The organism is Oerskovia gallyi (assembly GCF_014836745.1).
GTDB classification, from domain to species: Bacteria; Actinomycetota; Actinomycetes; order Actinomycetales; family Cellulomonadaceae; genus Oerskovia; species Oerskovia paurometabola.
Genome location: NZ_JACSQE010000009.1, coordinates 36,024 through 62,603, shown reverse-complemented (window position 1 = coordinate 62,603; position 26,580 = coordinate 36,024). Strand labels below are relative to the sequence as shown.

Sequence of the window (26,580 nt, the reverse complement as noted above, 5' to 3'; positions counted from 1 at the left end):
GAGGGAGCACGCGATGGCAGCCGCAGGCCAGGTGGTGCTCTTCGAGCGCCGGACCGCCGAGCCGTTGCTGCGGCACGTCGTCGGTGGGATCCTGCGTGCCGAGCGCACCGAGCAGGCGCGCACGCTCCTCGACGTCGCCCTCGCGGCGCAGGTCTCCACGGCGTACCTGTCGGAGGTCGAGCGCGGTCGCAAGGAGGCGTCGTCCGAGGTCCTGGCCGCGATCTGCCGCGCTCTGGGCCTGCGCGTGGTGGACCTCCTGGCGCGCAGCCAGGACGAGTTCGACGCCGAGGCGAGCCGCCGGGCGGGCGCCGAGCGCCGCAGCCTCTCCTCGCAGCCGCGGGCCGTGCGCGAGCTGCATGCGCTCGCCGCGTCGCCGCGGCGGTCCGCGCCACCGGCCCGTTCGGTGACGAGCGGCACGCCCACGACGACGGTCCTGCTGCTCGCCGCTTGAGAGGTCGGAGCGCCGTCGGTTTCCGCCCAGGGTGAATCCCGCCGCGAGCGGCGGCGATCTGTCCGTTTCGCCGCGCGCCGAGCGGCCGTCGGTGGTGTGCTGTCAGGATGTCGCAGACGAACCCGGCGCCCACCCTCCAGGACCTCGTCGACCGCGCCGTGATCCTGTCCGCCGAGCACCAGGCGCACTTCGCCGACCTGGGCGGTGAGTCCGCGTGGGACGCGGACCTGGAGGCCGGCACGCTCACGTTCCACAGCGAGATCCCGCTCGTGTGCGGGGCGCACTTCTTGGGCACGGCGGCACCCGCGACGCAGAGCTGGTTGTGGGGCTGGCACAACGTGAACCACTTCCCGGAGGGCGTCGTCGCGGCGGCCGAGCACGTGCACCAGCGCGGGGTCACGGGCGGCATCTTCGAGCTGAGCACGCCGGAGATCCTCCTGACGGACGCCGTCCCGTACCGGCTCGCGCTCGCGGCCAAGGCCGTGACCGGTCACTTCACGCACTTCGCCGGGCCGACGGGAGGCGGCACGTGCGCGTGGTTCCTCGTGACGCACCCGCGGTTCGAGCTGCCGCCCGCGACGGTCGCGCGGGTCGCGCGCGTGGTCCCGGAGGGGATCGGCAGCACGGCCGTGGCCGACCACCGCCGGGCCGTGCGGGCCTACGCGGTCCTGCGCGGGCTCGACATCCGCTGGCAGGACGAGCAGACGGCGCTCGTGGGGGCGAGCGACGGCGAGGTGACCGTGTCGTTCGACGAGCGCGGTCGCCTGAGCGGCCTGTCCGCGTCGCTCGCGGCCGCACCCGAGCCGGTCCCTGCGCCCCCGCCCGCACCCGCGCAGCCCGAGCGCCGCGGCTGGTTCGGCCGCAAGAAGTAGGGCGCACCCGGGCGCTTGGGTGAGCGCCGCCGTCGGGCAGGAGATAGGCCCGACGGCGCCGCTCACCTACGCGGCCACGGCCAGCTTGCGGGAGGTCACGACCGCGTCGGCGAGCCCGTACTCCACAGCCTGGTGCGCGGTGAAGATGCGGTCGCGGTCGGTGTCGGCGCGCAGCCGCTCGACGGTCTGGCCCGTGTGCCGGGCCAGGACGAGCTCGGTCTCCTCGCGCAGGCGCAGGATCTCCTGGGCCTGGAGCGTCAGGTCGGAGATGGTGCCCTCGGCGCCGCCCGAGGGCTGGTGCAGCAGGACGCGCGAGTGCTCGAGCACGAACCGCTTGCCGGGCGTGCCCGCGGCGAGCAGCACCGCGGCGGCCGACGCGGCCTGCCCCATGCAGATCGTCGAGACGTCGCAGCGGATGAACTGGAGCGTGTCGTAGATGGCCATGAGGGCGGTGATCGAGCCGCCGGGGGAGTTGATGTAGAGCCCGATCTCCTGGTCGGGGGCATCCGACTCGAGGTGCAGGAGCTGGGCCATGACGACGTTCGCGACGCCGTCGTCGATCTCGGTGCCGAGGAAGACGATGCGCTCCGACAGGAGGCGGCTGAAGACGTCGAACGCGCGCTCGCCGAGCGGGGTGCGCTCGACGACCGTGGGGATCGTGTAGCTGGACATCAGAGGCCGACCTTCCGGGAGTGCGCGGTGGGGCGGACGTCGTCGACCGACGTGACGACGTGGTCGACCATGCCGTAGGCGAGGGCCTGGGAGGCCGTGAACCAGCGGTCGCGGTCGCTGTCGGCCGTGACGGTCTCGATGGTCTGGCCCGTGTGCTCGGCCGTGAGCCGGTGCATGAGGCCCTTGGTGTACTCGAGGTTCTCGGCCTGGATCGCGATGTCCACGGCCGTGCCCCCGATCCCGGCGGACGGCTGGTGCATCATGATGCGCGCGTGGGGGAGCGCGTAGCGCTTGCCCGCGGTGCCCGTGCACAGCAGGAACTGGCCCATGCTCGCGGCGAAGCCCATGGCGAGCGTGCTGACGTCGTTGGGGACGAGCTGGATGGTGTCGTAGATCGCGAGCCCCGCGCTCACCGAGCCGCCGGGCGAGTTGATGTAGAGGGCGATGTCGGTGCGCGGGTCCTCGGCCGAGAGCAGCAGGAGCTGGGCGCAGACGCGGTTCGCGACGGCGTCGTCGACGGCCGTGCCGAGGACGACGATGCGCTGGTGCAGCAGGCGCGAGGCGAGCTGGTCGTCGAAGGGGGAGGTGGGCGGCGGGGCCGCCTCGGTCCGCAGGAGCGGTGGCTGGTTCGTCATGCCTCGACCCTGCCTCTGGGGAGGGGGCCGGGGCTCGGGTATCTGCCCGGGGCGGATCTGCCGAGGGCAGACGGCTGCTCGGTCGTCCGTCCCGCGGTCGGGTGCGGCGACGGACGGCGGGAGACGGTCAGGCGATCGGGCGGCCCGAGTGCTGGCGGGCGGCGAGGCGGGCGCGGTCCTCGGCGGCGGCGTCGAGGACCGCGTGCCGGGCTGTCCGCTGCGCGTGCGAGGCGGCGCGGTGCTCACCCCATGTCGTGAGCCGGGCACCGGCGGCGACGAGGAGCCGGTCGCTCGGGCGCAGGGCGCGCAGCGACGGTGAACGGAGGTCTGAACGGGTCGGGGCGTAGGTGCTCATGAGGGGTTCTCCTTGCCGTTGATCAGGGGGAACGCGTTGAAGTGGACCTGGACGGGGCGGGCCCCGGGCGTGTCCTGCTGGCCGGCGAACCGGTCGAGGACCGTGTCGCTGAAGCGCTGCCACTCGGCCTGCACCTCCGCGAGCTGCTCCTTGGTGAGCCACATGTTGATCGTGGCGAGCGTCGCGCCGGACTCGAGCCAGGCGCGGTCGAGGGTGCGGGCGTTGTCGAGGAAGTCCATGATCTTGCGCTGGCGCATGGCCTCGAACTCGCGGTTGACGGTGATCGTCGCGGTGAGGGTGCCGTCGCCGGTCCCGGCCTCGTCGTCGGGCAGCTCGATCGTGAAGCCGCCGGGCGCACGTTCCCACCAGCGCTCGCGCGCGGTGCCGCGGCCGGGGACCTCCTGGACGAACCCGTGGCGCTCGAGCTGGCGGAGGTGGTAGCTCGTCGCACCGCTCGACTCGCCGAGCAGCTCGGCGAGTCCGCTCGCGGTCAGTGCGCTGTGGTGGCCGAGCAGATCGAGGATCTGGATCCGCAACGGGTGCGACAGCGCCTTGAGGGCGTCAGGGCCGACGGCCCGCTGGGTGTGGGGCTCGGCTGCCTGCTCGGGGTCGTGGTTCGTGGGCATGGCACCACCGTAGCGATGCAAAGCTCTCTTTGCAAGAGTTTCTTTGCAACTGGTTCTTTGGAAGCGGTGCCCGCTCCAGGACGTGCCTCAGTCCACCGATCCGCGCCCCCTGCGCTTGTAGGTGTCCAGGTCGTCGTTGAGTCGTTCGAGCAGCTCGCCCAGCAGGGCGCGGTCGAGCCGGGACCAGTCGGCCAGGACCTCGGCGTAGAGCTCGCTGCGCATCTCGCGGTGCCGGGCCAGCTCCTCGATCCCTCGTGGCGTGGCCTCGACCAGGACGGCGCGCCCGTCGGCGGGGTCGCGCGTGCGGCGTGCGTGCCCGGCCTTCTCCAGGGCCACGACCTGACGGGTCACGGTCGAGGCGTCGAGGCCCAGGTGGTCGGCGAGGGTGTTGACGTTCTGGGCCCCCCCGACGAGCAGGTCGTGGAGCAGGAGGTAGGCCGAGCGGTCGAGCGTGCCGCTCGGCGGGCCGCCCGCGCGGACGGCCTTGGCCCGCCCGGCGGCCGTGGTGCGCTCGGCTCGCCGCAGGAGCTGGGCGAGCTCGAGCTCGATGGTCGACAGGACCTCTTGCGAGGCGAGATCTGGCCCGTCGCCTGGCCTCTCGGTCGGCCCGTCCCCAGAACTGTTACCCCGAGCAACTGTCATGGGTGTATTCTACAGGGAGTTACCTGCATGATGCAGATAAATCGCGACCGGCTTCGCCGCGGGCCCGCAGACCAGCGCGTCCGCGCCGACCGCACCCATCAAGCACCCACCAGACTCTCGGGGGACGTGTGTCCAGAACCACCACCAGGAACGAGCCCAACAAGACCGCGATCTACGCGACCGCCCTCACCGCCTTCTTCGCGATCGCCGGCATCGCGGTGGTCGACCCGATCCTGCCGATCATCGGCCAGGAGATCGGCGCGAGCACGTGGCAGATCGAGCTCCTGTTCACGGCGTACATCGCGGTCATGGCGATCGGCATGATCCCGGCCGTCCTGGCGACGGGCAGGTTCGGCTACAAGAAGATCCTCGGCGCGGGCGTGAGCCTCGTCGCCGTCGCGGCGATCCTCGCGGCGCTCTCGCAGAACATCGGGCAGCTCGCCGCGCTGCGCGGCCTGTGGGGGCTGGGCAACGCGATGTTCTTCGCGACCGCGATGGTCCTGCTCGTCTCGCTCGCCAACGACCGCGAGTGGGTCGTGGGGCTGTTCGAGACGTGCGTGGGCCTGGGCTTCGCGGTCGGCCCGCTCATCGGTGGCCTGCTGGGCCAGTTCTCGTGGCGCATCCCGTTCCTCGCGTGCGGCCTGTTCATGATCGTGGCGCTCGCGCTGTCGATCACGCGCCTCAAGGACCCGGCTGAGAAGCCCGTGCCGCTCCACGTGGGCCAGGTCTTCGCGCTCTTCCGCAAGCCGGGCTTCCGGGCGCTGTGCATCGTGACCGCGGCCTACAACTTCGTCTTCTTCATCATCCTGGGCTACACCCCGGTGTTCCTGGGGCTCGACGTCATCCCGCTCGGACTCGTCTTCACGGCATGGGGCATCGGTCTCGCGTTCGGCATCCTGGTCGTGGGGCACAAGCTCGCGCACACGGTCGGCGCGGTGCAGACCATGGGGGTCGCGGTCGTCGGGGTGCTCCTGGCCACGGTCGCGCTCGCGCTCGACCTCGGCACGGCCGGCTCGATCGTCGTCCTGGTCGTCGCGGGCGTGTTCATGGGCATCGCCAACGCGAACCTCACGGACCTCTCGCTCGCGCTCGGCAGCCCGGACCGTCGCGTCACGACCGGTGCGTTCAACCTGGTCCGGTGGGGCTTCGCGGCCCCGGCGCCCGTGATCGCCGGCCTGCTCCACCCGGTCGGCCTGTCGGTCCCGTACTGGGTCGGCGCGGTGGTGCTGCTCGTCGGGGTCGTCGCGTTCCTCGCGACCGCGCACCGGATGGCGGGCGAGCTGGGGGAGTCGGTCCTGTGGTCGCGCTGGAACCGGCGGGCCCGAGCCGTCGAGGGCGCCCCCGAGGAGGCGCTGGGCGAGATCTGAGCGGGAGGCGCGGCGTCGTCGGGCAGGGGTGTGCAGGCCGGCCCGACGGCGCCGCTCGCCTCCCGCCTACGCCTCGCCCGAGGCCGCTGCGGCCGGGCCGCCCCCGGTGCTCGTGCTGCCCTCGACCTCGTCGCCGCTCTCGCGGACGACGCGCAGCAGCCCCGCGAGCCCGAGCCGGAGACCTTCGAGCTCGTCGAGCGTGAGGCGTTCGAGCGTCTCGGGCCCAGCGGGCGCGTCGCTCGCGACGATGCTGCGCACGGCCTCCGCCCCGCGCTCGGTCGCGGCGACGAGCCGGACCCGGCCGTCCTCGGGGTCGGGGCGCCGGGAGGCCATGCCCGCGGCCTCCAGCCGGTCGACGATCCCGGAGATCGTGGCGGGGCTGACGCCCAGGACGTCGCCCAGGTGGGCCGTGCTGCGCTCTCCGTCGATGAGCAGGATCCCCAGGGCGCGCATCTGCTGAGCGGTCAGGCGGGTGCGCATGAGCGGTTCGAGGCGGCGTGCGAGCACGAGCTCCTGGAGGGTGTGCTGCGCGTCGATCAGCTCGCGCTGGAGCCGGGCGCGATCGCCAGGGGGGTCCGAGGTCACGGCGAGACTCTATCGGAGGCGTTCTCGGCGGCGGTCGAGCGGTCGGGGGCGGGCTCAGGACGCGGCCAACCGGTCCGCGAGACGAGGGAACTCTCCCGTTTTGCTTAGCGTTAGGCTAACGACTCTGCGACGACGACGTCGTGACCATCCACCGCGCCCTGGAGGCCCCGTGTTCCGTCTCGCCCGAACGTCGTTGGCGAACCGCGCCGTCGTCGCGCTCGCCACGATCGCGATAGCCGTGTTCGGCGTCGTCAGCATGGGATCGCTCAAGCAGGAGCTCATCCCGAGCCTGCAGATCCCCACCGCCGCCGTCGTCGCCGTGTACCCCGGGTCCGCCCCCGCGATCGTCGAGCAGCAGGTCACCGCACCGCTCGAGACCGCCGCCCGGGGGGTCGACGGCGTCGAGGACGTCACGTCGAGCTCCTCGACCGGCATGTCCGTGACGACCGTGCAGTTCACGTACGGCACCGACATGGACCTCGCCGCGCAGCAGCTGCAGACCGCGGTCACGCGCGTGAGCAGCCAGCTCCCCGCCGACGTCGACCCGACCGTCGTGACCGGTTCGGTCGACGACCTCCCCGTCGTCCAGCTCGCGGTCTCGGGCGGCGCCGACGAGACCGCGCTGGCGGACACCGTCAACAGCGTCGTCGTACCCGCCCTCGAAGAGGTCACCGACGTGCGCAGCGTCGCGGTCAGCGGCATCGCCGACCAGCAGGTCACGATCGACCTCGACGTCGCGGCCCTCGCTGCGGCCGGGCTCAGCCCGGCCCAGGTCACCACGATCCTCCAGGACAACGGCGTCGTGGTCCCCGCCGGCACGGTCGCCGCGGGCGACCGCACGCTGTCCGTCCAGGTCGGCACGGCCGTCACGAGCACCGACGACCTGATCGACCTCCCGCTCGTCGCGTCGCCGTCGGCGCCGGCCGCAGCAGGCCCGACGGCGCCCGGCGCGCCGAGCGCACCGGTGACCCTCGGCGACGTCGCCACGGTCACCGTGGCCCCGCAGCCCGCGACCTCCTACTCGCGCCTGGACGGCGAGCCCGCGCTCGCCGTCGCGATCACCAAGACGCCGGCGGGCAACACGGTCGAGGTCTCGCACGCCGTCCAGAGCGCGATCGAGGACATGAACGGTGCGCTCGAGGCCAAGGACGTGCGCGTCGAGGTCGTGTTCGACCAGGCGCCCTTCATCGAGGAGTCCATCGAGGGACTCGCGACCGAGGGCCTGCTCGGCCTGGTCTTCGCGGTCGTCGTGATCCTGCTGTTCCTCACGTCGCTGCGCTCGACGCTCGTCTCGGCCGTCTCGATCCCGCTCTCGCTGTTCGTGACGTTCATCGTGATGAACGCGACCGGCTACACCCTGAACATCCTCACGCTCGGTGCCATGACGGTCGCGATCGGGCGCGTGGTCGACGACTCGATCGTCGTCATCGAGAACATCAAGCGGCACCTGTCCTACGGCGAGCAGAAGACCGCCGCGATCCTCAAGGCGGTCAAGGAGGTCGGCGGCGCGATCACGGCCTCGACCGTCTGCACCGTCGCGGTCTTCCTGCCCATCGCGCTGGTCGGCGGCATGGTCGGCGAGCTGTTCCGCCCGTTCGCCATGACCGTCGCGATCGCCATGGCCGCGTCGCTGTTCGTCGCCCTGACGATCGTGCCGGTGCTGGCCTACTGGTTCATCAAGGCTCCTGTCGTCCCCGCCGACCCCGAGCAGGCCAAGGTCCTCGCGGACCAGGCGCGCGAGGTCGCCGAGGCCAAGGAGCGTCGCGGGCTGTGGCAGCGGGGCTACCTGCCGACGCTGCGCGCCGCGCTGCGCCACCCCGCGATCACCCTGACCATCGCGGTCGCGGTGCTCGCGGGCACGGTCGCGCTCGTGCCGCGCCTCGAGACCAACTTCCTGGGGGACTCGGGCCAGGACACCCTGACGGTCACCGAGACCTTCGCCCCGGGCACGTCGCTCGCGACGCAGGACGCCGCGGCGCGTGAGGTCGAGGACGTGCTCCTGGGCCTCGACGTGGTCGACACGGTCCAGACGACCGTGGGCTCGGCGGGCGGCCCCGAGGCCGCGTTCTTCGGTGGGGGCGGCTCGCCCCAGGCGACGTTCTCGCTCACGCTCGACGCGGACGCCGACGGCGTGGCGGCGCAGCAGGAGGTCCGGGACGCGGTCGCTGACCTCGGTGGCGAGGACTCCGAGGGCATCACGGTCGCCGGGGCCGACGCCGCGTTCGGCAGCTCGACGGTCGACCTCGTCGTCCGCGCGCCCGACACCGAGACGCTCGCCGCCGCGGCCGACCAGGTCCAGCAGGTCGCCGAGGACACCGAGGGTGCGTCCGAGGTCACCAACAACCTCGCGAGCGCCCAGTCCACGATCCAGGTGACGGTCGACCGGGACGCGGCAGCCGCCGTCGGGCTGACCGAGACCCAGGTCGCGGGGACCGTCGCGAGCCTCATGTCGCCCTCGCCCGTGGGGACCGTGAACCTCGGGGACGGGCCCGTGCAGGTGCGCGTCGCCGTCGGGCAGGCTCCCGCCACGGTCGACGAGCTCCAGGCGCTCGTCGTGCCCACGGCCGCGGGCGTCGTCCCGCTCACGCAGATCGCGAGCATCGAGGAGGTCGACGTGCCCACCTCGATCTCGCGGGTCAACGGCGAGCGCAGCGCGACCATCGCGGTCACGCCCGCAGGCCAGGACCTCGGCACGCTCACGACGGCGCTCACGGCCGCGATCGACGACCTCGAGCTGCCGGGCGGCGCCACGGTCGAGCTCGGCGGCGTCGCGACCCAGCAGGCCGACGCGTTCGCCGACCTGGGCCTCGCGCTCCTGGTCGCGATCGCGATCGTCTACCTCGTCATGGTCGCGACGTTCCGCAGCCTGCTGCAGCCGTTCATCCTGCTCGTGTCGATCCCGTTCGCCGCGACCGGTGCGCTGCTCCTGCTGCTCGCGACCGGCACGCCGCTCGGGGTGCCCGCCCTGATCGGCATGCTCATGCTCGTCGGGATCGTGGTCTCGAACGCGATCGTCCTGATCGACCTCATCAACCAGTACCGTGCGCAGGGGCGCGGCCTGGACGACGCCGTGATGGAGGGCTCGCGCAAGCGGCTGCGACCCATCGTCATGACGGCCGCGGCGACGATCTTCGCGCTCACGCCCATGGCGATCGGGATCACGGGCGGCGGCTCGTTCATCTCGCAGCCGCTCGCGCTCGTCGTGATCGGCGGGCTCCTGTCCTCGACGCTGCTCACGCTCGTCGTGGTGCCCGTGCTCTACACGCTCGCCGAGCGTGCGGGCGAGAAGCGGGCGGCCCGCCGCGAGGCGAAGCACGAGGCGAAGGCCGCCGAGCTCGTGGGCCGACACGCCGCGGAGACCTCGGCGGAACCTGCCGCGCGCAGCTGACCCGACCCGCTCCGGGACGAGAGAGGCCCGGCCGTTCGACGAACGGGCGGGCCTCCCGCGTCCGGGGCAGGCTCAGTCGTCGTCCCCGACGAGCCGGGGTGCGAGCGTCTCGTCGAGCCAGTCGAACACGCGCTGCTCGGTCAGGGCTCGCCCGAGGGGCTGGCAGTGGAGGTTCGCGCCCTCGGCGGCGGTGAACCGCACCAGGGTCGACACGCCGGGCGTGAGCCGCACGAGCTCTTCGGACTGGCCGGGCCAGAACTGCTCGCCCTCGGGCGACGTGACGAGCAGGGGAGTGGTGACCTGCCCGACGACGTCCCGCGCGTCGTACCTCTGGACCTCGCGGAGCGTCGCGGCGTAGCCGTCGGTCCCGTACGGGCGGGCACGGAAGCGCCACGTGGCCGCGGTGGCCTTCGACAGGCGCAGGCCCAGCTCCATGTCGCGGTCGAACGCGTGGTCCTTGCCCTCCTGCAGCAGCTTGAGCAGGCTCTTGGGCATCGAGCCCGTCCATGACGCCGAGACGTCGACGACCCCCGGGTCGACGACGGCCGCAGCCGGCCGGTGCTCGAACGCGAGCGCGCGGGACACCCAGTACCCGGCCTGGCTCGACCCGTACACCGCGATGCGTCCCTCGTCCACGTCGCCGCGGCTGACGAGCGTGTCGAGCACAGGGGTCAGGACTGCCTCGAAGTCGTGCCGGAACGGTGTGCCCTGGTCGAACAGCATCGACTGCTGCCCGGGGCCGTCGAACACGAACGCGTGATACCCCCGGCGCAGCGCGCCCGCGACGCACGCGGTCCACATCGACGTCAGCGAGCCGTCCGAGCCGTTCACGGCGACGAGCGTCGACCGCGGTCGGACCTGTCCGGGGTCCGCCGCGATCGCGGCGGTCGACGCCGCGTCGGACGCGCTGAAGAAGTACCCCGGCAGGGTCGTCCCCTCGTACGGGACCGCGAGGCGCTCGACGACGAGCCCGCTCGCGTCGACCCACCGGTCCCACGCGGCGCGGTGCTCGTGGAACGTGGGCACGAGCCGGCTCTCGTCCTCGAGCGCGGCGACCGCGTTGACCGCGGCCGCGTAGTAGGCGGACGCCCGCAGGTAGGCGGCCGCGGCGCTCGTCCCGTGCCCGGCCGCCGCGGCGTCGGAAGCGAGCCGCGCCACCCGGTCGCCGAGCGAGTGCCACGCGTCGAACCACCCTTGATGGTCCTTGTCGCGCACCTGCGCGACGGCCGCGAGGACCTCGCCCACGTCAGCCGCGCCGCTGTACGCGCCGCCCAGGACGCTGCGGATCTCGAAGTCTCGCCCGTGGTCGCCGGAGAAGCCGGTCGAGAACGGGTCGTGGTGGTCGGGCATGGTGGCTGCCTCCCGCGTCGTGGACGACGGAGCCGAACGCTCCCCTCCACGACCATGCCCGCAGGCGGCGGCCCGCACCACTCGGGGCCCGACGGCGCCGCTCAGGACGGGCGCGCCACGCCCGTCTCGTAGGCCAGCACCACGGCCTGGACCCGGTCCCGGAGGCCGAGCTTGCCGAGCACGCGCCCGACGTGCGTCTTGACCGTGGCCTCGGAGACCACGAAGCGTGCCGCGATCTCGGCGTTCGACAGTCCCTCGCCGAGCGCCGCGAAGACCTCGAGCTCGCGGGCCGTGAGCTCGCGCAGCCGCGGGTCGTCGACCCCGTGGCCCGGAGCCGCGGCGCCCTGGCTCTGCGAGTTCTCCGGCAGGTAGCCCGCGAACATCTCGAGCATGCGGCGCGTGATGCGCGGGGAGACGGCCGCGTCGCCGCTCGCCACGTTGCGGATCGCGCCGACGAGGTCGGCCGGCCGCGCGTCCTTGAGGAGGAACCCGCTCGCGCCCACGCGCAGAGCCGCGAACGCGTACTCGTCGAGGTCGAACGTCGTGAGGATGATGACCCGGCTCTCGGGCAGCGCGGACACGATCCGCTCGGTCGCGTCGATCCCGTTGACGCCCGGCATGCGCACGTCCATGAGGATCACGTCGGGACGCAGCGCCGTGGCCTGCGCGAACGCGGTCTCGCCGTCGCTCGCCTCGCCCACGACCTCGATGTCGTCCTCGGCCGCCAGGATCATGCGGAAGCCCATGCGCAGCAGCGACTGGTCGTCGACGAGCAGGACCCGGATCGGGTGGGCGGCGTCGTGGGGCGAGCCGTCATGACCGGTCGCGCCGCCCGCCGCGTCGCCCGGGTAGGGAAGGGTCACAGCGCGACCCCGGCTCCGCCGTCGGACCGGGGCTGCGTGGCGCCGTCGAGGCGCAGCCGGGCGACGACCTCCCACCCCGAGGCCGTGGGCCCGGCCGTGACCGTGCCCCCGTAGACGGCCGCACGTTCGCGCATCCCGATGATCCCTCTTCCTGTGCCGATGGGCTGGTCGCCCGTGATGCCCGGAGGCAGCGGGCGGGCGTCCGCCCCGTCGCGGGCCGTGCCGCCCGGGGCGCGTCCCGCCTTGTTCGTGACCGTGATCTCGAGCCAGTCTCCACCGTCGGGCGCGCCCGCGTCACGCCGGGCGATCTCGACCACGACCACGGGGGTCAGCGGCGCGTACCGCAGGACGTTCGTCAACGACTCCTGCACGATCCGGTGCGCCGCCTGGCGCAGCCCCGGGTCCGGGTCGGGCTGGACGCCCACGCGCACCAGGCGCACCGGCAGGCCCGCGTGCCGGAACCGCTCGGCGATGTCCTCCATGCTCGGCACGTCCGCGGTCGGGGTCAGCGGGGCGACCGTGCCGTCGGGGTCGCGCAGGACCCCCAGGACGCGGCGCATGTCGGCGAGGGCCGCGCGCCCGGTCTCGGTGAGCTCGTCGAGGGCCTGCCCCGCGAGCTCGGGGTCCTTCGCGCCGAGCGCCTTGGCCCCGTCCGCGAGCGCGACCATGACGGTCAGGGAGTGCGCGACGACGTCGTGCATCTCGCGCGAGATGCGCGCGCGCTCGGCCGCGGCCGCGAGCTGCGCCTGCTGGTCGCGGTCGCGTGCGATCGCGTTCGCGCGGCCCACGAGGTCGGCGACGTGCAGGCGACGACCTCGCACGCTCGACCCGATCGCGATGCCCAGCAGGGCGAACGTGATCGTGATCGCGATCGTGGCGACGCGCTGCCCCGTGAGCTCGCCGCTGCCGACCTCGGCGCGGACCACGGCGCCCGTCTCGCTCACCGTGAAGTCGTACCAGAGCATCTCCGCGGTGCAGACCGTCAGGACCAGGACGCCCAGCACGCTCCACGCCACGGCCGGTCGGTAGGTCGTCGCGACCGCGTAGACGGCGAACGCGGTGGCGAGCTCGAAGCCTGCGGAGTCTCCCGTCAGCGCGAGCGTCAGGATCGCGAGGGCACCGATGGCTGCAGCGGTCCACAGTGGGTAGCGGCGGCGCCACAGCAGTGCCGCGCCACCCGCGAGCGTCGCGACCGCGACGCCGTAGCGCGGCTCCGGGTACAGCAGGGCGACCAGCAGGCCCGGGACCGCGAACCAGGCCGCGACGAACCAGTCCATGACGACCGGGTGGCGCACGAAGTACCGGCGTACCGGCCCGAGCTTGCGGGCGTCGAGCTCGGTGAACACCGCGGCGCTGCCGGGCCGGGGCCGGAGGGGGGCCCGGGGTGAGAGGGCCGCGGCCGGGGTGCCGCCGGCGGCACCCGGGACGTCGTCCCCCTCAGGACGCACCGCGCCCGACGCCGGACCACGGGTCTCGTGGTCCGGCGCCGGGCTGTGCGCGGTGCGAGGGATGGTCAGGCGTCCCGACGCTTGAGGACGACGGCGGCCGCGACGAGCGAGACCGCAGCCCACGCCGCCATGGCGATCGTCGCCCCGCCCGGGGTGAGGACGTCGACGCCACCGGCGTCGGCCTCCGTGATCGCCATCATGGCGGTGCCGAGGTTCATCGGCAGGAACCTCGCGATGTCCTGGACCCAGTCCTGCGAGAGGAAGGCCGTCACGAGCGGCAGCACGAAGAGCAGGGCGACGAGCGTGAAGATGCTCCCCGCCGAGTGCCGCATGATCGTGCCGACGCCGACCGCGAGGATCGCGACGAGCGTGAGGTACGCGGCGCACGCGAGGACGACGCGCTGCGCCACCGGGTCGCCCAGGTCCGGCACGAGGTCGTTGCCCGACAGGATGGGGGCCGTCACCACGTACGACAGGGCGACACCGACGAGCCCGACGACGAACGTCACGACGCCGATGATCGCGACCTTGGCCCACAGCGCGGGCAGGCGGGTCGGGACGGCGCTCAGGGTCGAACGGATCATGCCCGTCGAGTACTCACCCGTGATGATCAGCGCACCCAGGACCGCGACCGCGAGCTGGGCGAACACGTAGCCCGACACCAGCGCCTGCACGGTCGAGATGTTGCCCATCTGCTCCGCCATGCCCGGCTGGCTCGCCGCGAAGTTCAGCGACGCGGCCGTCGCCAGGTTGATGAGCACCATGACGACCACGGTCGAGCCCACGGTCCACCAGGTCGAGCGCAACGAACGAAACTTGATCCACTCGGACTTCAGGACCCCGCCCACGCTGAGGCGGGCGGACGTGGTGCGCTTCGCCGTCGGCTGGGCGGCGGAGACGGTGGCGGCGGTCATCGCTTGGCTCCTTCGGAGATCTGGGCGCCGGCCGCGACGTCCACGCCGTGGCCGATGTGCTGGGCGGCGGACTCGGTCTGGTACTCGACCGCGTCGGCCGTGAGGAGCATGTACGCCTCCTCCAGGGTGGAGGTGACGGGCGTGAGCTCGTGCAGGACGATGCCCGAGGCGGCGGCGAGCTCGCCGATCCCGGCGGCCTCGGCCCCCGTGATCTGGAGCAGGCTCGGCTCGTCGGACGTGACGGTCGCTCCGTCGCGGGTCAGCAGCTCGGCGAGCTGCGTGGCCTGCGGGGTCCGGACGCGCACGGTGTGCTGAGCGCCGCCGTCGACGATGTCCTTGACCGGGGCGTCCGCGATGATCCGGCCCTTGCCGATCACGATGATGTGGTCCGCGGTCAGCGCGACCTCGCTCATGAGGTGGCTCGACAGGAAGACCGTGCGGCCCTCCGAGGCGAGGTAGCGCGCCAGGTTGCGGACCCACAGGACGCCCTCGGGGTCGAGGCCGTTGACCGGCTCGTCGAGGATCAGCGTCTTGGGGTCGCCCAGCAGCGCGGACGCGATGCCCAGGCGCTGGCCCATGCCGAGCGAGAAGCCGCCGACGCGCTTCTTCGCGACCGACTGCAGGCCGGTCATCTCGATGACCTCCTGCACGCGGGTCCTGGGGATGTTGTGCGTGGCCGCCATCGCGAGAAGGTGGTTGTAGGCGCTGCGGCCCGTGTGCACGGCCTTCGCGTCCAGGAGCGCCCCGACCTCGGTCAGGGGTGAACGGTGCGCGACGTACGGCTTGCCGTTGACGGTCACGGAACCGGCCGTGGGACGGTCCAGCCCCATGATCATGCGCATCGTGGTCGACTTGCCGGCGCCGTTCGGGCCCAGGAAGCCCGTCACCTGGCCGGGCTGGACGGTGAAGGAGATCCCGTCGACAGCGGTCTTGGGCCCGTACCGCTTGGTCAGGCCTCGTGCTTCGATCATGCTCGCCCCTCGGGTGGGTTGCGGATGGTGGCTGGGTACCTCCCCAGCCTAGAGAGCCAGGCCCTGCCCGCGATGCCCCCTCACGGTCGATCTTCTCGGCGTGGCTCCGTACGCCGCAAGGATGACGCCCGTCGGCCGGTCGAGCGATCTTGGCCCGCGAGGGCCGGAAAAGTCGGATGAAACCCCCGGGAACACCGGCGCGAACCCGCTCGTTGCATAGGATGGAAACACGGCCAGCGACACCCGCCTCGCCAGAGGGCACTGGACGCCGCGACCAGGAGGAAGCATGAGCAACCCCGTCTTCAACAACAGCGCCATCTTCGGCGAGCCGAAGCGCGCGCGCACCGGCCAGGGGGCTGCGGGCACCGTCCAGCAGAACCCCGCGTACGGCACCCCGCCCCAGCAGGCGCAGTACGGCAGCTACGGCGCGCAGACCGCCGACGCCGCGACGCTCGACGCCATGTACAACGCGCCGACCGCTACCACCGCGGACACCAAGCGCCTCACGTACGACGACGTCATCATCAAGACCGGTGGGCTGCTCGCCCTGCTCGTCGTCGTCGCGGCCGGTAGCTGGCAGCTCGTCGACACCATGCCGTTCATCTGGATCGGCGGCGCGATCATCGGCCTCGTCCTGGGTCTGGTCAACGCGTTCAAGCGGAACCCGAGCCCCGCGCTCATCGTCGCCTACACGGTCGCGCAGGGTGCGTTCCTCGGCGGCATCAGCAAGTACTACGACTCCATGGTCATCAACGGCGTCCAGCTCAACGGCGTGGTCCTGCAGGCCGTGCTCGCGACCGTCGTGACCTTCGCCGCGGCGCTGTTCCTCTTCAAGTCCGGCAAGGTGCGGGTCACGCCCAAGTTCACGCGCTGGCTGCTCATCGCGATGGTCGGCTACCTGGCCTTCTCGCTCGTCAACATGGTCCTCATCATGACGGGCGTGCTGGACGGCTGGGGCGCCCGTGGGGGTGGCTGGGGCATCGCGATCGGCCTGATCGCCGTCGGTCTCGCGGCTGCGTCGCTCATCGTCGACTTCGACTCGATCAAGCGTGGCGTCGAGGCGGGCGTGCCCGCCAAGTTCGCCTGGTCGGCCGCGTTCGGGCTCATGGTCACGCTCATCTGGCTGTACCTCGAGTTCCTGCGCCTGTTCGCGATCCTGCAGAGCAGCGACTGACCTTGGCCGACTCCCGGAAGAAGTCCCCGGCACCCGCATCGGAACCCGTTCCGACGCGGGTGCCGGTCTTTGCCGCCGGCCTCGCCCTGGCCGCCTTCACGCTGCTCGTCCTCCAGGTCCCCTACGGTCTCCTGGTCGGTGGCAGCGCCCCCAACGCCGTCGCCTGGGTCACGGTCTCCGCCGTCGTCATCCTGCTCGTGACCCTCACGGCCGGGGCGGTGCTCGCCTGGCTCGGGCACCGCATCTCGCGCGAGTGGGACGACCGCAAGGCGACCACGCTCTTCTTCGTCCTCGGGTTCCTGGGGGTCGGGATCTGGAGCTTCATGGTGCTGGGCTCGCTGCTCGGCGCGGCCACCGGCGACCCGACCACCGCGACGAGCGGGATCGCCCTGGCGTCGGTGCTCTACCTGGCCGTCGCGGGCGGGCTGAGCGCCGCCGTCGGGCGGTACTTCGCACGCGACGCCGCGGACCGTCCGTTGCTCGTCGTGATCCTCGGCGTGAGCGTCGCGTTGTGCGCCGTGCTCGGCGGAATGGCCCTCGGCAGCGCATGATCGGTGCATGAAGTTCGCACACCACATCTCTGACCTCGTCGGCGGGACACCCCTGGTCCGGCTCGGATCGGTGACCGACGGCCTCTCCGCGACGATCCTCGCCAAGGTCGAGTACCTCAACCCTGGCGGGTCCGTGAAGGACCGCATCGCGCTCAAGATGATCGAGGCGGCCGAAGCCTCCGGGGAGCTCGCGCCCGGCGGCACGATCGTCGAGCCGACCTCGGGGAACACCGGGGTCGGCCTCGCGCTCGTGGCGCAGCGCAAGGGATACGACTGCGTGTTCGTCTGCCCCGACAAGGTGAGCCAGGACAAGCGCGACGTCCTGACCGCCTACGGCGCGCGCGTCGTCGTCACCCCTACCGCCGTGGCTCCCGACCATCCCGACTCCTACTACTCGGTCTCGGACCGGCTCGTCGCCGAGATCCCCGGGGCCTGGAAGCCCAACCAGTACGCCAACCCGAACGGCCCTGCGTCCCACTACGAGAGCACCGGCCCCGAGATCTGGACCGACACCGACGGCCGCGTCACGCACCTCGTCGCAGGGGTCGGGACGGGCGGCACCATCACCGGGACCGGCCGGTACCTCAAGGACGTGTCGGCGTCGCGTCCGGCCGGTGGGCGGGTGCACGTCGTGGGCGCCGACCCCGCCGGGTCCGTCTACTCGGGCGGCGACGGTCGTCCGTACCTCGTCGAGGGCGTGGGCGAGGACTTCTGGCCTGCCGCGTACGACCCGACCGTGCCCGACGAGATCATCGCCGTGAGCGACGCCGACTCGTTCGAGATGACCCGCCGGCTCGCCCGCGAGGAGGGCCTGCTCGTCGGCGGCTCGTGCGGCATGGCTGTCGTCGCGGCGCTGCGACTGGCCCGCCGCCTCCAGGACGAGGACCCCGAGGCCGCGGCGCGCGCCGTGATCGTCGTGATCCTGCCCGACGGCGGACGTGGCTACCTGTCCAAGATCTTCAACGACTCCTGGATGCGGTCCTACGGGTTCCTCGACGCCGAGGAGGGCGTGACCGCGGGCGACATGCTGCGCTCCAAGAGCGGGCAGCTCCCCAGCCTCGTCCACACCCACCCGGGCGAGACCGTGCGCGACGCGATCGAGATCCTGCGCGAGTACGGCGTCTCGCAGATGCCCGTCGTCGGGGCCGAGCCGCCCGTCAAGATCGGCGAGGTCGCCGGGGCCGTGAGCGAGCGGACGCTGCTCGACGCCGTGTTCTCCGGGCGGGCATCTCTCGCCGACCGCGTGGACAAGCACATGGAGCCGCGGTTCCCGCTCATCGGGGCAGGTGAGGGCGTCGCTGCCATCCGGGCCGCGCTGCACGACGCCGACGCGCTGCTCGTGATCGACGACGGCGACCCGGTCGGGGTGCTCACGCGCCACGACCTGCTGGGCTTCCTGGCGCACTGACGCCCCCTCGGGTGCCTCGGTCCGACGGTCCGACGGTCCGCCGAGGGTGACGTGCCCGGCCGCCGAGGGTGACACCAGATGTCACCCTCGGCGTCGGTGGCGGTCGCCCTCGGCGTTCGAGGGCAGGGACCACGCCACGAGCCAGCACCCCACGGCCAGCAGCACCCCGTGCGCGATCCGCCCCGCCGGGGGCGTGAAGAACTGCGGCAGGTACAGCACCAGGCCCGCGGCGAGCGGGATCCCCACCCATCGTGGGGCGAGTCCGCCACGCCACGCCGCCACGGCGGCGAGCACCCCGCTCGCCCCCACGAGGAGCAACCCCGCGCCGAACAGGGTCATCGCTACGGGCTGCGTCCGGACCGCGTCGATCGCCGGCAGGAGGTCGAGGGCGCCCGTCGTGACGGCGCCGCGCGCGATCGCGTGGACACCGAAGATCTCCGCTCCGAAGTAGGGCAGGACGAGCCCGGCGCCGAGCCAGCTCGTGACGACCGCGCCCGACGACGGAGCCCGGCCCCGCGTCCCGGCGAGCCGTCCGCGCAGCGCGAGGAATGCGGCCGGGAGCAGCCAGAACCCGGCCGCGCCGCACAGGTGCGCCGCGATCCACCGTCCCGAGGCGAACGCCGCCGCGAGCTCCGGGGTGGCGACGTCCTCGGGGACCCACGGGCGCAGGAGAGGGAACGCGAGGAAGAGGGCTCCCGCGACCGCGAGCAGGACGGCTCCGGTACGGGGACGGACGAGGCCCAGGTCGGGGTGCGTCCGGTCGATCGACGGTGCGGTCATGGCGGCTCTCCTTCGGTGGGTGCGGCCCGCTCGTCGTCAGGACGAGCGAGGCCTGGGGGTCATGCTGGTTCTGACACGTCGGCGAGGTCCTCGATCCCGGCCACGAGCAGACGGACGAGGACCTCGAAGCTGTGGTCGACGTCGTCGGGCAGGCCGAAGCCGCCCTGGAGCTCGAGCGAGACGAACCCGTGGACCGCGGACCGCACGGCGCGGATCGCGTCGATCGTGCGGTCCTCCGGGAGGTCGAAGCCGCGCAGCACGGCGACGATCACGGCGATCGTCTCGGCGCCCGCGAGCGAGAGCGGGTCGTCGTCGGCGGCGCCGAGGTCGGGCGAGAGCTGGATCGCGGCGTAGCGGCCCGGGTGCTCGCGCGCGAAGTCGCGGACGGCCCGCGCGAGCGCGGACAGCGCGTCCGGGCCCGAGCGCCCGATCGTCGCCGCGGCGGTCGCGCGCGTCAGGTCGTTCACCGCGACGAGCGCGACGGACCGACGCAGGTCGGCGAGCGAGCCGACGTGCTTGTAGAGGCTCGGGGTCGCGACCCCCGCGGCGGCCGCGACCTTCGCGAGGGTGAGGTCGGCGAACCCTTGTGCTCCGCCGTGGTCCACGACGCGCAGGGCGAGGGCCGTGACGCCCTCGCGGCTCAACCCGGCCCTAGCCACGGGCGTCCCAACCCTGGGCCTCGTCGCGCAGGCCGGCGAGGAACGCGAGCGTCGCGGGCACGACGACGTCGGGCGCCTGGTGCTGCGGGTAGTGCCCGACCCCGGGGACCAGGTGTCCCTGGGCGCCGACGGCCTCCTGGATCCAGGCGAGCTCCGCGCCCTGGTCGGCGAAGTCGGGGTCGAGCGCACCCAGGAAGGCGACGGCCGGGGCGTGGACCTCGGGGAGGCGCGCCTCGACGGGCGCGTGCGTCAGGGCCAGGGCCAGGTCGCGGAAGCTCCGCAGACGGCCCGGCTCGCGCATCGAGGAACGGATCGCGGCGACGTGCTCGGCATGCCAGGGCGCCTTGCGGCCCTTGGTCAGGGTCGAGTAGAAGCCCGCCCACGCGGCGGCCCCCCACGGACGGGCGAGCGCGACGCGGTAGAGCAGCCTGCTCGCGGCGGCCTTCGCGGCCCCCGTGGCGGGGTCTCGCAGGAAGGGGCCGAGGAGGACGAGGCCCGCGACGGCGTCGGGCGCCTCGGCGGCCGCCCACGCAGCGGCGCCGGCCCCCATCGAGTTCCCGACCAGCACGGCCGGACCGCCCAGGTGCTCGACGAGGGCCAGGAGGTCCTGGCCGGTCGCGACGTCGCCGTGCGTGCGGAAGGTCGTGTCGCTGTCGCCGTGCCCGCGCAGGTCCATGACGGCCACGCGGTAGCCGGCCTCGACGAGCGGGGGGACGAGGTCGCGGTAGGTCGAGCGCAGGTCGCCCATACCGGGGACGGCGACGACGAGAGGGCCGGTGCCGGTCACGGTGTAGGCGAGGCGGCCCTCGGGACGGGGGAGGAGCTCCACGGTCTGGCGAGTGTTCATAGCCCAAAGGCTAATACCATTAGCCAGGGTGTGCAAGGGGGACGGAGCACGGGTTCTCGTCACCCTCGGCGGGCGGGTCGGTCAACCTCGGTGGGCGGCCTCGAAGTGACCCGTCCCGTCCCGCCGCTCCTCGGCCCGCACCACGTGCACCACCGCGTTGATGAGCGCCAGGTGCGTGAACGCCTGCGGGAAGTTCCCCAGGTGCCGCCCCGAGTGCGGGTCGATCTCCTCGGCGTACAGGTTGAGCTCGCTCGCGAAGGAGAGAAGCCGCTCGCACAGTGCCCGCGCCCGGTCGAGCTCCCCGACCTCGACGAGCGCGGACACGAGCCAGAACGAGCAGATCGTGAACGTCCCCTCCTCGCCCGAGAGCCCGTCGTCGGTCTCGTCGGTGCGATAGCGCAGCACGAGGCCGTTGACCGTGAGCTCGTGCGCGATCGCGTCGACCGTCGCGGCGACGCGCGGGTCGTCGGCGGGCAGGAACCGCAGGAGCGGCACGAGCAGGAGCGAGGCGTCGAGCGCGTCGGAGCCGTAGCGCTGCACGAAGACGCCTCGGGAGTCGACGCCGTGCTCCAGCACGTCGGCACGGATCTCGTCGGCGATCTTCTGCCACTGGTCGGCGTAGTCCTGCTCGTCGTACATGCGGGCCAGGCGGGCACCGCGGTCGAGCGCGACCCAGCACATGACCTTCGACGACGTGAAGTGCTGGGGTTCCCCGCGGACCTCCCACAGGCCACGGTCGGGCTCGTGCCAGTGCCTCGCGGCCTCCTCGACCTGCGCCTTGAGGACGGGCCACAGGGACTCGGGGAGCTGTTCGCGGGACCGGGCGTGCAGGTACACCGAGTCGAGGACGGCGCCCCACATGTCGTGCTGCTTCTGGTCGTACGCGGCGTTGCCGATGCGCACGGGCCGGGCGCCCTCGTGCCCCGACAGGTGGTCGAGCGTGCTCTCCTCGAGCCGGTCCTCGCCGCCGACGCCGTACATGATCTGCAGCTCGCGGTCGTCACGGCACACGTCGTGCACGAACGCGAAGAAGTCGTTCGCCTCGCGGTCGAGGCCCAGGGTGTAGAGCCCCCAGAGGGCGAACGTCGAGTCGCGCACCCACGCGTACCGGTAGTCCCAGTTGCGCTCGCCGTGCGGGGTCTCGGGCAGCGAGGTGGTCGCGGCGGCGAGCAGCGCTCCCGTGGGGGCGTAGGTCAGGCCCTTGAGGGTGAGGGCGCTGCGCTGGAGGTACGAGCGCCACGGGTGGTCGGGGAAGACGCCCTGGGTGATCCAGTCGCGCCAGTACTGCTCGGTGCGTCCCATGGCGTCGGCGGCGTCGGGCCACGTGGTGGGCGCGGGGCGGTCGGACCACGACAGCGCGACGAACGCCTTGTCGCCCGCGGCCATGCGCGTGCGCCCCTGCGCGCGGCGGTCCTCGACGCCGAGGCGCAGGCTGCTGCTCAGGCGCAGGTCGGGCGTCGAGGCGTGCGCGACGCGCGTCACGAGGCTCTGGTACGTCTGCCCGTCGTACTCCCACCGCGCGGCCTCGCGCCCGTAGTCGGGCAGCGGCTCGCACACGACCTCGACGTCGACCGTCCCGTTGACGCACAGGATCGTGCGCAGCAGCATGTGCTCGGCGTCGAAGTCCGTGGGGGTGCGGCGGTGCGTCTGGGAGCGCTCGTCGACGTTGTGCCACGGCCCCATCAGCATCGCGTCGCGCACCACGAGCCAGCCCGTGGGTGTCTGCCACGTGGTCTCGAGCACGAGCGTGCCGGGGATGTAGCGCCGCGCCACGGGCACGCGCGCCCCGTACGGCCCGACGCGGAACGAACCCGCGCCACGGTCGAGGACGGCCGCGAAGATGCTGGGCGAGTCGGGCCGCGGGACGCACATCCACTCGATCGCGCCGCTCGGCGCGACGAGCGCGTTGCACTCGCAGTCCGACAGGAACGCGTACTCCGCGATCCCGGGGAACGCCGAGCGCCTGCCCGTGGGGACCTGCGCCCCGCCCGCGTGCGTCACGGGTGCGTCGAGGTCGGTCGTGTCGACGGGGCGGGCGGTGTCGGCCTCGTCGTCCAAGGAGTCCATCCGTCCAGCGTGCGCCCGCGCGCTGCGGTTGTCAGGCGGGGCCGGCCGCACGGCTCGCGCTTAGGCTTGTCCCCGACCCCCGACACTCCACCGAGAGGTAGCACCATGAGCACGCAGCTCCCCACCGCGTCCGGCTCGTTCGGCGACAAGCCGGTCCTGACGTTCCCCGAGGGCGGCGCTCCCGCCGGCCTCCAGGTCCAGGTCCTCGAGGAGGGCAGCGGCCCGGTCGTGATGGCCGGCCGCACGATCGTCGTGCACTACCTGGGCCAGGTCTGGGACGGCGGCATCTTCGACACGTCGTACGACCGCGGCGAGACGATCAGCTTCCCCATCGGGACCGGTGCGGTCATCGGCGGCTGGGACAAGGGCCTCGTGGGCCAGAACGTCGGCTCGCGCATCCTGCTCTCGGTCCCGCCGGAGCACGGCTACGGCATGCGCGGCGTCCCGCAGGCGGGCATCGGCGGCACGGACACGCTGGTCTTCGTGGTGGACGTCGTCGGGGTCGAGTGACCTCGATCCCTCGCGCCTGACGGGCCGGGGCCCCGGGTTCTCAGCGGGCGACGCTGCGCGTCACCGTGAACCTCGGGTCCCGGCCCTCCTGCGTCGTGGGCCCGACCGCGCGCTCGAGCGCGGGCCGGTAGCGCAGGTGCGAGTTGTACACGGTCCACAGCTCGCCGCCGGGCCGCAGCACGCGGCCCGCGGTCGCGAACATGCGGTGCGCCGCGTCGGTGCTCAGGGCGGCGCCCTGGTGGAAGGGCGGGTTGCACAGCACGACGTCGGCGCTGCGGTCCGCGAGCGAGGACCCGACGTCGTCGCGCACCACCCGGACCCGCTCACCCACACCGGCTGCGATCGCGGTGGCACGGGCCGAGCGGACGGCCGCCTCGGACTGGTCGGTCGCGACGACCGCGGCGTCCGGACGCGCACGGGCGAAGGACACGGCGAGGATGCCCGTGCCGCAGCCCAGGTCCACGGCCTCGCGCGCCCCCGGCGGGACCCGGTCCAGGAACCCCAGCAGGAAGCGTGTCCCGAGGTCGAGGCTCGCACCTGCGAACGCCGCACCGTACGCGACGACGTCGAGGTCCAGCTCGGTCAGGTGCTCCATGACCGGGTAGGTGAGGTCGACGCCGGGGCGGGGACCGCGGGCCACGAGCACGCGGGACTTCTGCCGTGCCAGGCTCGCCCGCACGTCCGTGAAGGACTCCGCCAGGACGTCGTTCATGGCCGTCGTCATGTGCTTGATCCGGCCCCCCGCGAGCAGGACCACGTCAGGGTCCGCGAAGCGCGCGACGTGCTCCGCGACGTCCCGCAGCGCCGCGAGCGAGCGCGGGAGCTGGAGCAGCACGACGCGCGCGCCGCGCAGCAGGTCCTCGCCCAGCGGCAGGTGCGTGAACGTGGCGTCCAGCCCCTGGAAGGCACGGCGTGCGGCCCCCCGGGCGTTCCGGTCGAGCGCGACCTCGCCCGTGACGGCGTCCTGGTGCACGCGGACGCCCGTCAGGCCATGTGCCACCGCGGCGCCCAGCGTCAGCGCCCCGAACCGGTCGTCGATCACGACGACCTCGCCCGTCCCGGCGGACGCGAGGGCGCTCGCGCCCTCGTCGAGCAGCAGGCGGTCGGTCGCGTCGACCGCGACGAGCGTCGGGTCGGGGTCACGCGTGGCGCCGTCGGTGCGGTGCTCGGGGCCGGGCTGCGCGTCGGGCGAGAAGCGCTCGAGCCCGGCGAGCAGGACGTCCCGGGCGGCGAGCGAAGGGTCGGCCGACGCGTCGGGGTGGGCGGCGTCGTCGGGCAGGGAGGCGTCGCTGGGGAGAGGGGGCACGGGACAAGTCTGCCCTGCGCGGGGGGCCCCGGGTGGGGGCCAGAGGTCACCGCAGGTGGGTGGCCGCCGCCTCACGGACGGCGGCGGCCACCCGGTCGAGCGTGGGGGAGTGCAGGCGCCACTGCTGCCAGTACTGCGGGACGGTCAGGCTCGCGGCGTCGTCGAACCCGACGAGACGCCCGGCGACCTCGGCGTCGTGGCTCTGGAGGTCGGGCAGCATGCCCCAGCCCATACCGAGCTCGACCGCGCGCAGGAACTCGTGCGAGGCCGGGACGTGGTGTCGGGGGCCTCCCGGGCGGCGACCCAGGTACCGGTCCTGGAGGTCGTCCTTGCGGTCGAAGACGAGCACGGGCGCGACGGCGAGGGCAGCCGTCGTGGGACCGTCCGGGAACCACCGTTCGACGAACGCGGGGCTCGCCGTCGGGCGGTAGCGCATGCGGCCGAGGGGGGTCGAACGGCAGCCCGGCACGGCGGTCGGGACCGACGTGATCGCCGCGACGGCCGTCCCGTCGCGCAGCAGGTCGATCGAGTGGTCCTGGTCCTCGCGCAGGATCTCCAGCCGCGCCCACGCGGACGCCTCGGCGAGCACGGGCAGCGCCCACGTCGTCAGGGCGTCGCCCGTGATGACCAGCGTGAGCTCGGGGGTGCTGCCCGAGGTCAGGTCGAGCTCGGCCAGGACCTCGGTGTGCTGGAGCGCGAGGTGGCGCGCGTGCCGGACGAGCACCTCACCGGACGCGGTGAGCGTCGCGGGCCGGCCCCGACGGACGAGCACCTGGCCCACGGCCGTCTCGAGCGCGCGCATGCGCTGGCTGACCGCCGAAGGGGTCACGCCGAGGTGCTGAGCGGCGGCGTCGAAGGTGCCCGTGGTCGCGATCGCGTCGAGCGCGCGGAGCTGGTCGGGCTGGAGGTCCACCATGAGCAGATCTTAAGGTTCGACAGAAACATTCGCTGTACTGAACACCAGGCCGTGCCTACCGTGGAGGACGTGCTCTCCTTCGCTCCTCTTCTCGCCGGCCTCGGCACCGGACTGTCCCTCATCGTCGCGATCGGCTCGCAGAACGCGTTCGTGCTGCGCCAGGGCCTGCGCCGCGAGCACGTCCTGCCCGTGGTGCTGGTGTGCGCGCTCTCCGACCTCGTGCTCATCGCGGCCGGGGTCGCGGGCCTGGGGCTGCTGGTCTCGCGCGCCCCCGTGCTGCTCGCGGTCGTGCGGTGGGGCGGGGCCCTGTTCCTGCTGGTCCTGGCGGTGCAGGCGGCCCGGCGCGCGGTGCGCCCCGCGACCCTCGAAGCGGCCGAGGGGGGCTTGCGGATGTCGGCGGGCGCCGCCGTCGGGACAGCCCTCGCCCTGACCTGGCTCAACCCGCACGTCTACCTCGACACGGTCCTGCTGCTCGGCTCGGTGGCGGCCGGGTACGGCCACGACGGGCGCTGGGTCTTCGGCGTCGGGGCGGGGATCGCGAGCATCGTGTGGTTCACGGCGCTCGGCTTCGGGGCGCGCGTGCTCGCACCCGTCTTCGCGCGACCCGTCGCGTGGCGCGTGCTCGACGGCGTGATCGCGCTCGTCATGGCCGTCCTCGCGGTGATGCTCGTGGTCGGGTGACGCGAGGTCGGCGCCGCCTCTGGCACGCTGGGCCCGTGGACGAACAGACCGACGTGACCCCGGCCCGCGTGACCGTCACCTACTGCACCCAGTGCAACTGGATGCTGCGTGCCGCCTGGCTCGCGCAGGAGCTCCTGACGACCTTCGGCACGAGGCTGACCGAGGTCGCCCTGGTGCCCGGCACGGGCGGGATCTTCCAGGTCCACGTGGGCGACGAGCTCGTGTGGGACCGCAAGGAGAAGAAGGGCTTCCCCGAGGTGCCGGTCCTCAAGCGGATCGTGCGTGACCGCGTCGCCCCCGGGCTCTCGCTCGGTCACACCGACCGTGTCGGTGGCGCCTCCTAGCGTCGGCTGCGCGGGCGGCTTCGTCGGACGAGCTCTCGCGGGGTGCCCGGGCGCCACGGTGCGCCGGGGGAGCGCCGGGACGCCAGGTGGCCCGGCGGTTGCGTGGCGGCCCCCCCGGGGCCCCCCCCCCGCGGCCCGGCCCGCCGGGCTCTTCGCCGCCTCCGCGCGGCTGCCGGGCGAGGCGGAGCCGGACTCGGT

At 73.1% G+C, this 26,580-nt stretch carries 27 protein-coding genes; 10 read left to right on the top strand and 17 right to left on the bottom strand.

The annotated features are described in order from the left end of the window. The first annotated feature begins 13 nt into the window (after positions 1 to 13). Together H9640_RS19660 and H9640_RS12180 are read left to right on the top strand one after the other, a co-directional pair. Positions 14 to 451: a helix-turn-helix domain-containing protein gene (locus H9640_RS19660; RefSeq protein ID WP_191790973.1), complete on the top strand. Its 438-nt coding sequence runs from the start codon at positions 14 to 16 to the stop codon at positions 449 to 451. Positions 452 to 558: 107 nt separating this feature from the next. Beyond that, positions 559 to 1,323 carry a DUF6882 domain-containing protein gene (locus H9640_RS12180; RefSeq protein ID WP_191790972.1) on the top strand — a complete coding sequence of 255 codons (765 nt, stop codon included), beginning with the start codon at positions 559 to 561 and terminating at the stop codon, positions 1,321 to 1,323. Between the two features lie 66 nt (positions 1,324 to 1,389). Here H9640_RS12180 and H9640_RS12175 read toward each other — a convergent pair whose 3' ends face one another. The 5 genes from H9640_RS12175 to H9640_RS12155 all read right to left on the bottom strand — a co-directional run bounded on the left by H9640_RS12175 (position 1,390) and on the right by H9640_RS12155 (position 4,253). Beyond that, positions 1,390 to 1,995, bottom strand: a complete 606-nt coding sequence (locus H9640_RS12175; protein WP_191790971.1) for an ATP-dependent Clp protease proteolytic subunit — start codon at positions 1,993 to 1,995, stop codon at positions 1,390 to 1,392. Further along, positions 1,995 to 2,630, bottom strand: coding sequence for a ClpP family protease (locus H9640_RS12170; protein ID WP_191790970.1), 636 nt, complete (start codon positions 2,628 to 2,630; stop codon positions 1,995 to 1,997). Before H9640_RS12170 ends, H9640_RS12175 begins: the two co-directional genes overlap by 1 nt. A gap of 127 nt (positions 2,631 to 2,757) precedes the next feature. Then, positions 2,758 to 2,985: a hypothetical protein gene (locus H9640_RS12165; protein ID WP_191790969.1), complete on the bottom strand. Its 228-nt coding sequence runs from the start codon at positions 2,983 to 2,985 to the stop codon at positions 2,758 to 2,760. Further along, the gene (locus tag H9640_RS12160) at positions 2,982 to 3,611 is read right to left on the bottom strand and encodes an ArsR/SmtB family transcription factor (protein WP_191790968.1); all 630 of its coding nucleotides are present in this window, start codon (positions 3,609 to 3,611) and stop codon (positions 2,982 to 2,984) included. Before H9640_RS12160 ends, H9640_RS12165 begins: the two co-directional genes overlap by 4 nt. Positions 3,612 to 3,698: 87 nt before the next feature. Further along, positions 3,699 to 4,253, bottom strand: coding sequence for a MarR family winged helix-turn-helix transcriptional regulator (locus H9640_RS12155; RefSeq protein WP_191790966.1), 555 nt, complete (start codon positions 4,251 to 4,253; stop codon positions 3,699 to 3,701). A 128-nt stretch (positions 4,254 to 4,381) separates the two neighbouring features. On the opposite strand from H9640_RS12155, the gene H9640_RS12150 reads away from it, so the two are divergent. Continuing rightward, positions 4,382 to 5,620 carry an MFS transporter gene (locus tag H9640_RS12150; protein ID WP_191790965.1) on the top strand — a complete coding sequence of 413 codons (1,239 nt, stop codon included), beginning with the start codon at positions 4,382 to 4,384 and terminating at the stop codon, positions 5,618 to 5,620. A 66-nt stretch (positions 5,621 to 5,686) separates the two neighbouring features. Here the strand turns inward: H9640_RS12150 and H9640_RS12145 are convergent, their stop codons facing one another. Next, positions 5,687 to 6,205, bottom strand: coding sequence for a MarR family winged helix-turn-helix transcriptional regulator (locus H9640_RS12145; protein ID WP_191790964.1), 519 nt, complete (start codon positions 6,203 to 6,205; stop codon positions 5,687 to 5,689). 169 nt (positions 6,206 to 6,374) lie between these two features. Between H9640_RS12145 and H9640_RS12140 the strand changes: the two genes are divergently transcribed. Beyond that, positions 6,375 to 9,593: an efflux RND transporter permease subunit gene (locus tag H9640_RS12140; RefSeq protein WP_191790962.1), complete on the top strand. Its 3,219-nt coding sequence runs from the start codon at positions 6,375 to 6,377 to the stop codon at positions 9,591 to 9,593. A gap of 72 nt (positions 9,594 to 9,665) precedes the next feature. Here H9640_RS12140 and H9640_RS12135 read toward each other — a convergent pair whose 3' ends face one another. From H9640_RS12135 to H9640_RS12115, 5 genes are all read right to left on the bottom strand, one after another. Continuing rightward, entirely contained in the window at positions 9,666 to 10,943 is a 1,278-nt protein-coding gene (locus H9640_RS12135; RefSeq protein WP_191790961.1) for an alpha/beta hydrolase family protein, read from the bottom strand. 101 nt (positions 10,944 to 11,044) lie between these two features. Next, complete coding sequence (locus H9640_RS12130; protein ID WP_191791084.1) at positions 11,045 to 11,689, bottom strand: response regulator; 645 nt, start codon at positions 11,687 to 11,689, stop codon at positions 11,045 to 11,047. A 113-nt stretch (positions 11,690 to 11,802) separates the two neighbouring features. After that, positions 11,803 to 13,152, bottom strand: a complete 1,350-nt coding sequence (locus H9640_RS12125) for a sensor histidine kinase (protein ID WP_191790960.1) — start codon at positions 13,150 to 13,152, stop codon at positions 11,803 to 11,805. Positions 13,153 to 13,319: 167 nt separating this feature from the next. Continuing rightward, entirely contained in the window at positions 13,320 to 14,168 is an 849-nt protein-coding gene (locus H9640_RS12120) for an ABC transporter permease subunit (RefSeq protein WP_191790959.1), read from the bottom strand. Beyond that, positions 14,165 to 15,139, bottom strand: coding sequence for an ABC transporter ATP-binding protein (locus H9640_RS12115; protein WP_191790958.1), 975 nt, complete (start codon positions 15,137 to 15,139; stop codon positions 14,165 to 14,167). Before H9640_RS12115 ends, H9640_RS12120 begins: the two co-directional genes overlap by 4 nt. A gap of 286 nt (positions 15,140 to 15,425) precedes the next feature. On the opposite strand from H9640_RS12115, the gene H9640_RS12110 reads away from it, so the two are divergent. From H9640_RS12110 to H9640_RS12100, 3 genes are read left to right on the top strand one after another with little or no spacing between them, the layout of a single operon-like run. Then, complete coding sequence (locus tag H9640_RS12110; RefSeq protein WP_191790957.1) at positions 15,426 to 16,313, top strand: Bax inhibitor-1/YccA family protein; 888 nt, start codon at positions 15,426 to 15,428, stop codon at positions 16,311 to 16,313. Positions 16,314 to 16,372: 59 nt separating this feature from the next. Next, positions 16,373 to 16,864: a hypothetical protein gene (locus H9640_RS12105; RefSeq protein ID WP_191790956.1), complete on the top strand. Its 492-nt coding sequence runs from the start codon at positions 16,373 to 16,375 to the stop codon at positions 16,862 to 16,864. Positions 16,865 to 16,871: 7 nt separating this feature from the next. Next, positions 16,872 to 18,272 (top strand): cystathionine beta-synthase, encoded by a 1,401-nt coding sequence (locus tag H9640_RS12100; protein WP_191790955.1) that lies wholly within the window; start codon positions 16,872 to 16,874, stop codon positions 18,270 to 18,272. Positions 18,273 to 18,353: 81 nt separating this feature from the next. On the opposite strand, the gene H9640_RS12095 is transcribed toward H9640_RS12100, so the two are convergent. The 4 genes from H9640_RS12095 to H9640_RS12080 all read right to left on the bottom strand — a co-directional run bounded on the left by H9640_RS12095 (position 18,354) and on the right by H9640_RS12080 (position 22,625). After that, positions 18,354 to 19,052, bottom strand: coding sequence for a hypothetical protein (locus H9640_RS12095; protein WP_191790954.1), 699 nt, complete (start codon positions 19,050 to 19,052; stop codon positions 18,354 to 18,356). Positions 19,053 to 19,111: 59 nt separating this feature from the next. Further along, positions 19,112 to 19,696 (bottom strand): TetR-like C-terminal domain-containing protein, encoded by a 585-nt coding sequence (locus tag H9640_RS12090; RefSeq protein ID WP_225227124.1) that lies wholly within the window; start codon positions 19,694 to 19,696, stop codon positions 19,112 to 19,114. Positions 19,697 to 19,703: 7 nt separating this feature from the next. After that, positions 19,704 to 20,558 carry an alpha/beta fold hydrolase gene (locus H9640_RS12085; RefSeq protein ID WP_191790952.1) on the bottom strand — a complete coding sequence of 285 codons (855 nt, stop codon included), beginning with the start codon at positions 20,556 to 20,558 and terminating at the stop codon, positions 19,704 to 19,706. Between the two features lie 81 nt (positions 20,559 to 20,639). After that, positions 20,640 to 22,625: a glycoside hydrolase family 15 protein gene (locus H9640_RS12080; RefSeq protein WP_191790951.1), complete on the bottom strand. Its 1,986-nt coding sequence runs from the start codon at positions 22,623 to 22,625 to the stop codon at positions 20,640 to 20,642. 105 nt (positions 22,626 to 22,730) lie between these two features. On the opposite strand from H9640_RS12080, the gene H9640_RS12075 reads away from it, so the two are divergent. Further along, positions 22,731 to 23,135 carry an FKBP-type peptidyl-prolyl cis-trans isomerase gene (locus tag H9640_RS12075; protein ID WP_191790950.1) on the top strand — a complete coding sequence of 135 codons (405 nt, stop codon included), beginning with the start codon at positions 22,731 to 22,733 and terminating at the stop codon, positions 23,133 to 23,135. 40 nt (positions 23,136 to 23,175) lie between these two features. Here H9640_RS12075 and H9640_RS12070 read toward each other — a convergent pair whose 3' ends face one another. Continuing rightward, a complete protein-coding gene (locus H9640_RS12070; RefSeq protein WP_225227149.1) occupies positions 23,176 to 24,234 on the bottom strand; it encodes a class I SAM-dependent methyltransferase in 1,059 nt (352 codons plus the stop codon). A gap of 253 nt (positions 24,235 to 24,487) precedes the next feature. Beyond that, entirely contained in the window at positions 24,488 to 25,357 is an 870-nt protein-coding gene (locus tag H9640_RS12065; protein ID WP_191790949.1) for a LysR family transcriptional regulator ArgP, read from the bottom strand. Between the two features lie 69 nt (positions 25,358 to 25,426). Here H9640_RS12065 and H9640_RS12060 point away from each other — a divergent pair, with 69 nt between their 5' ends. Together H9640_RS12060 and H9640_RS12055 are read left to right on the top strand one after the other, a co-directional pair. After that, positions 25,427 to 26,038 carry a LysE/ArgO family amino acid transporter gene (locus H9640_RS12060; RefSeq protein ID WP_191790948.1) on the top strand — a complete coding sequence of 204 codons (612 nt, stop codon included), beginning with the start codon at positions 25,427 to 25,429 and terminating at the stop codon, positions 26,036 to 26,038. Between the two features lie 35 nt (positions 26,039 to 26,073). Continuing rightward, entirely contained in the window at positions 26,074 to 26,382 is a 309-nt protein-coding gene (locus H9640_RS12055; RefSeq protein WP_318243762.1) for a SelT/SelW/SelH family protein, read from the top strand. Positions 26,383 to 26,580 lie beyond the last annotated feature (198 nt).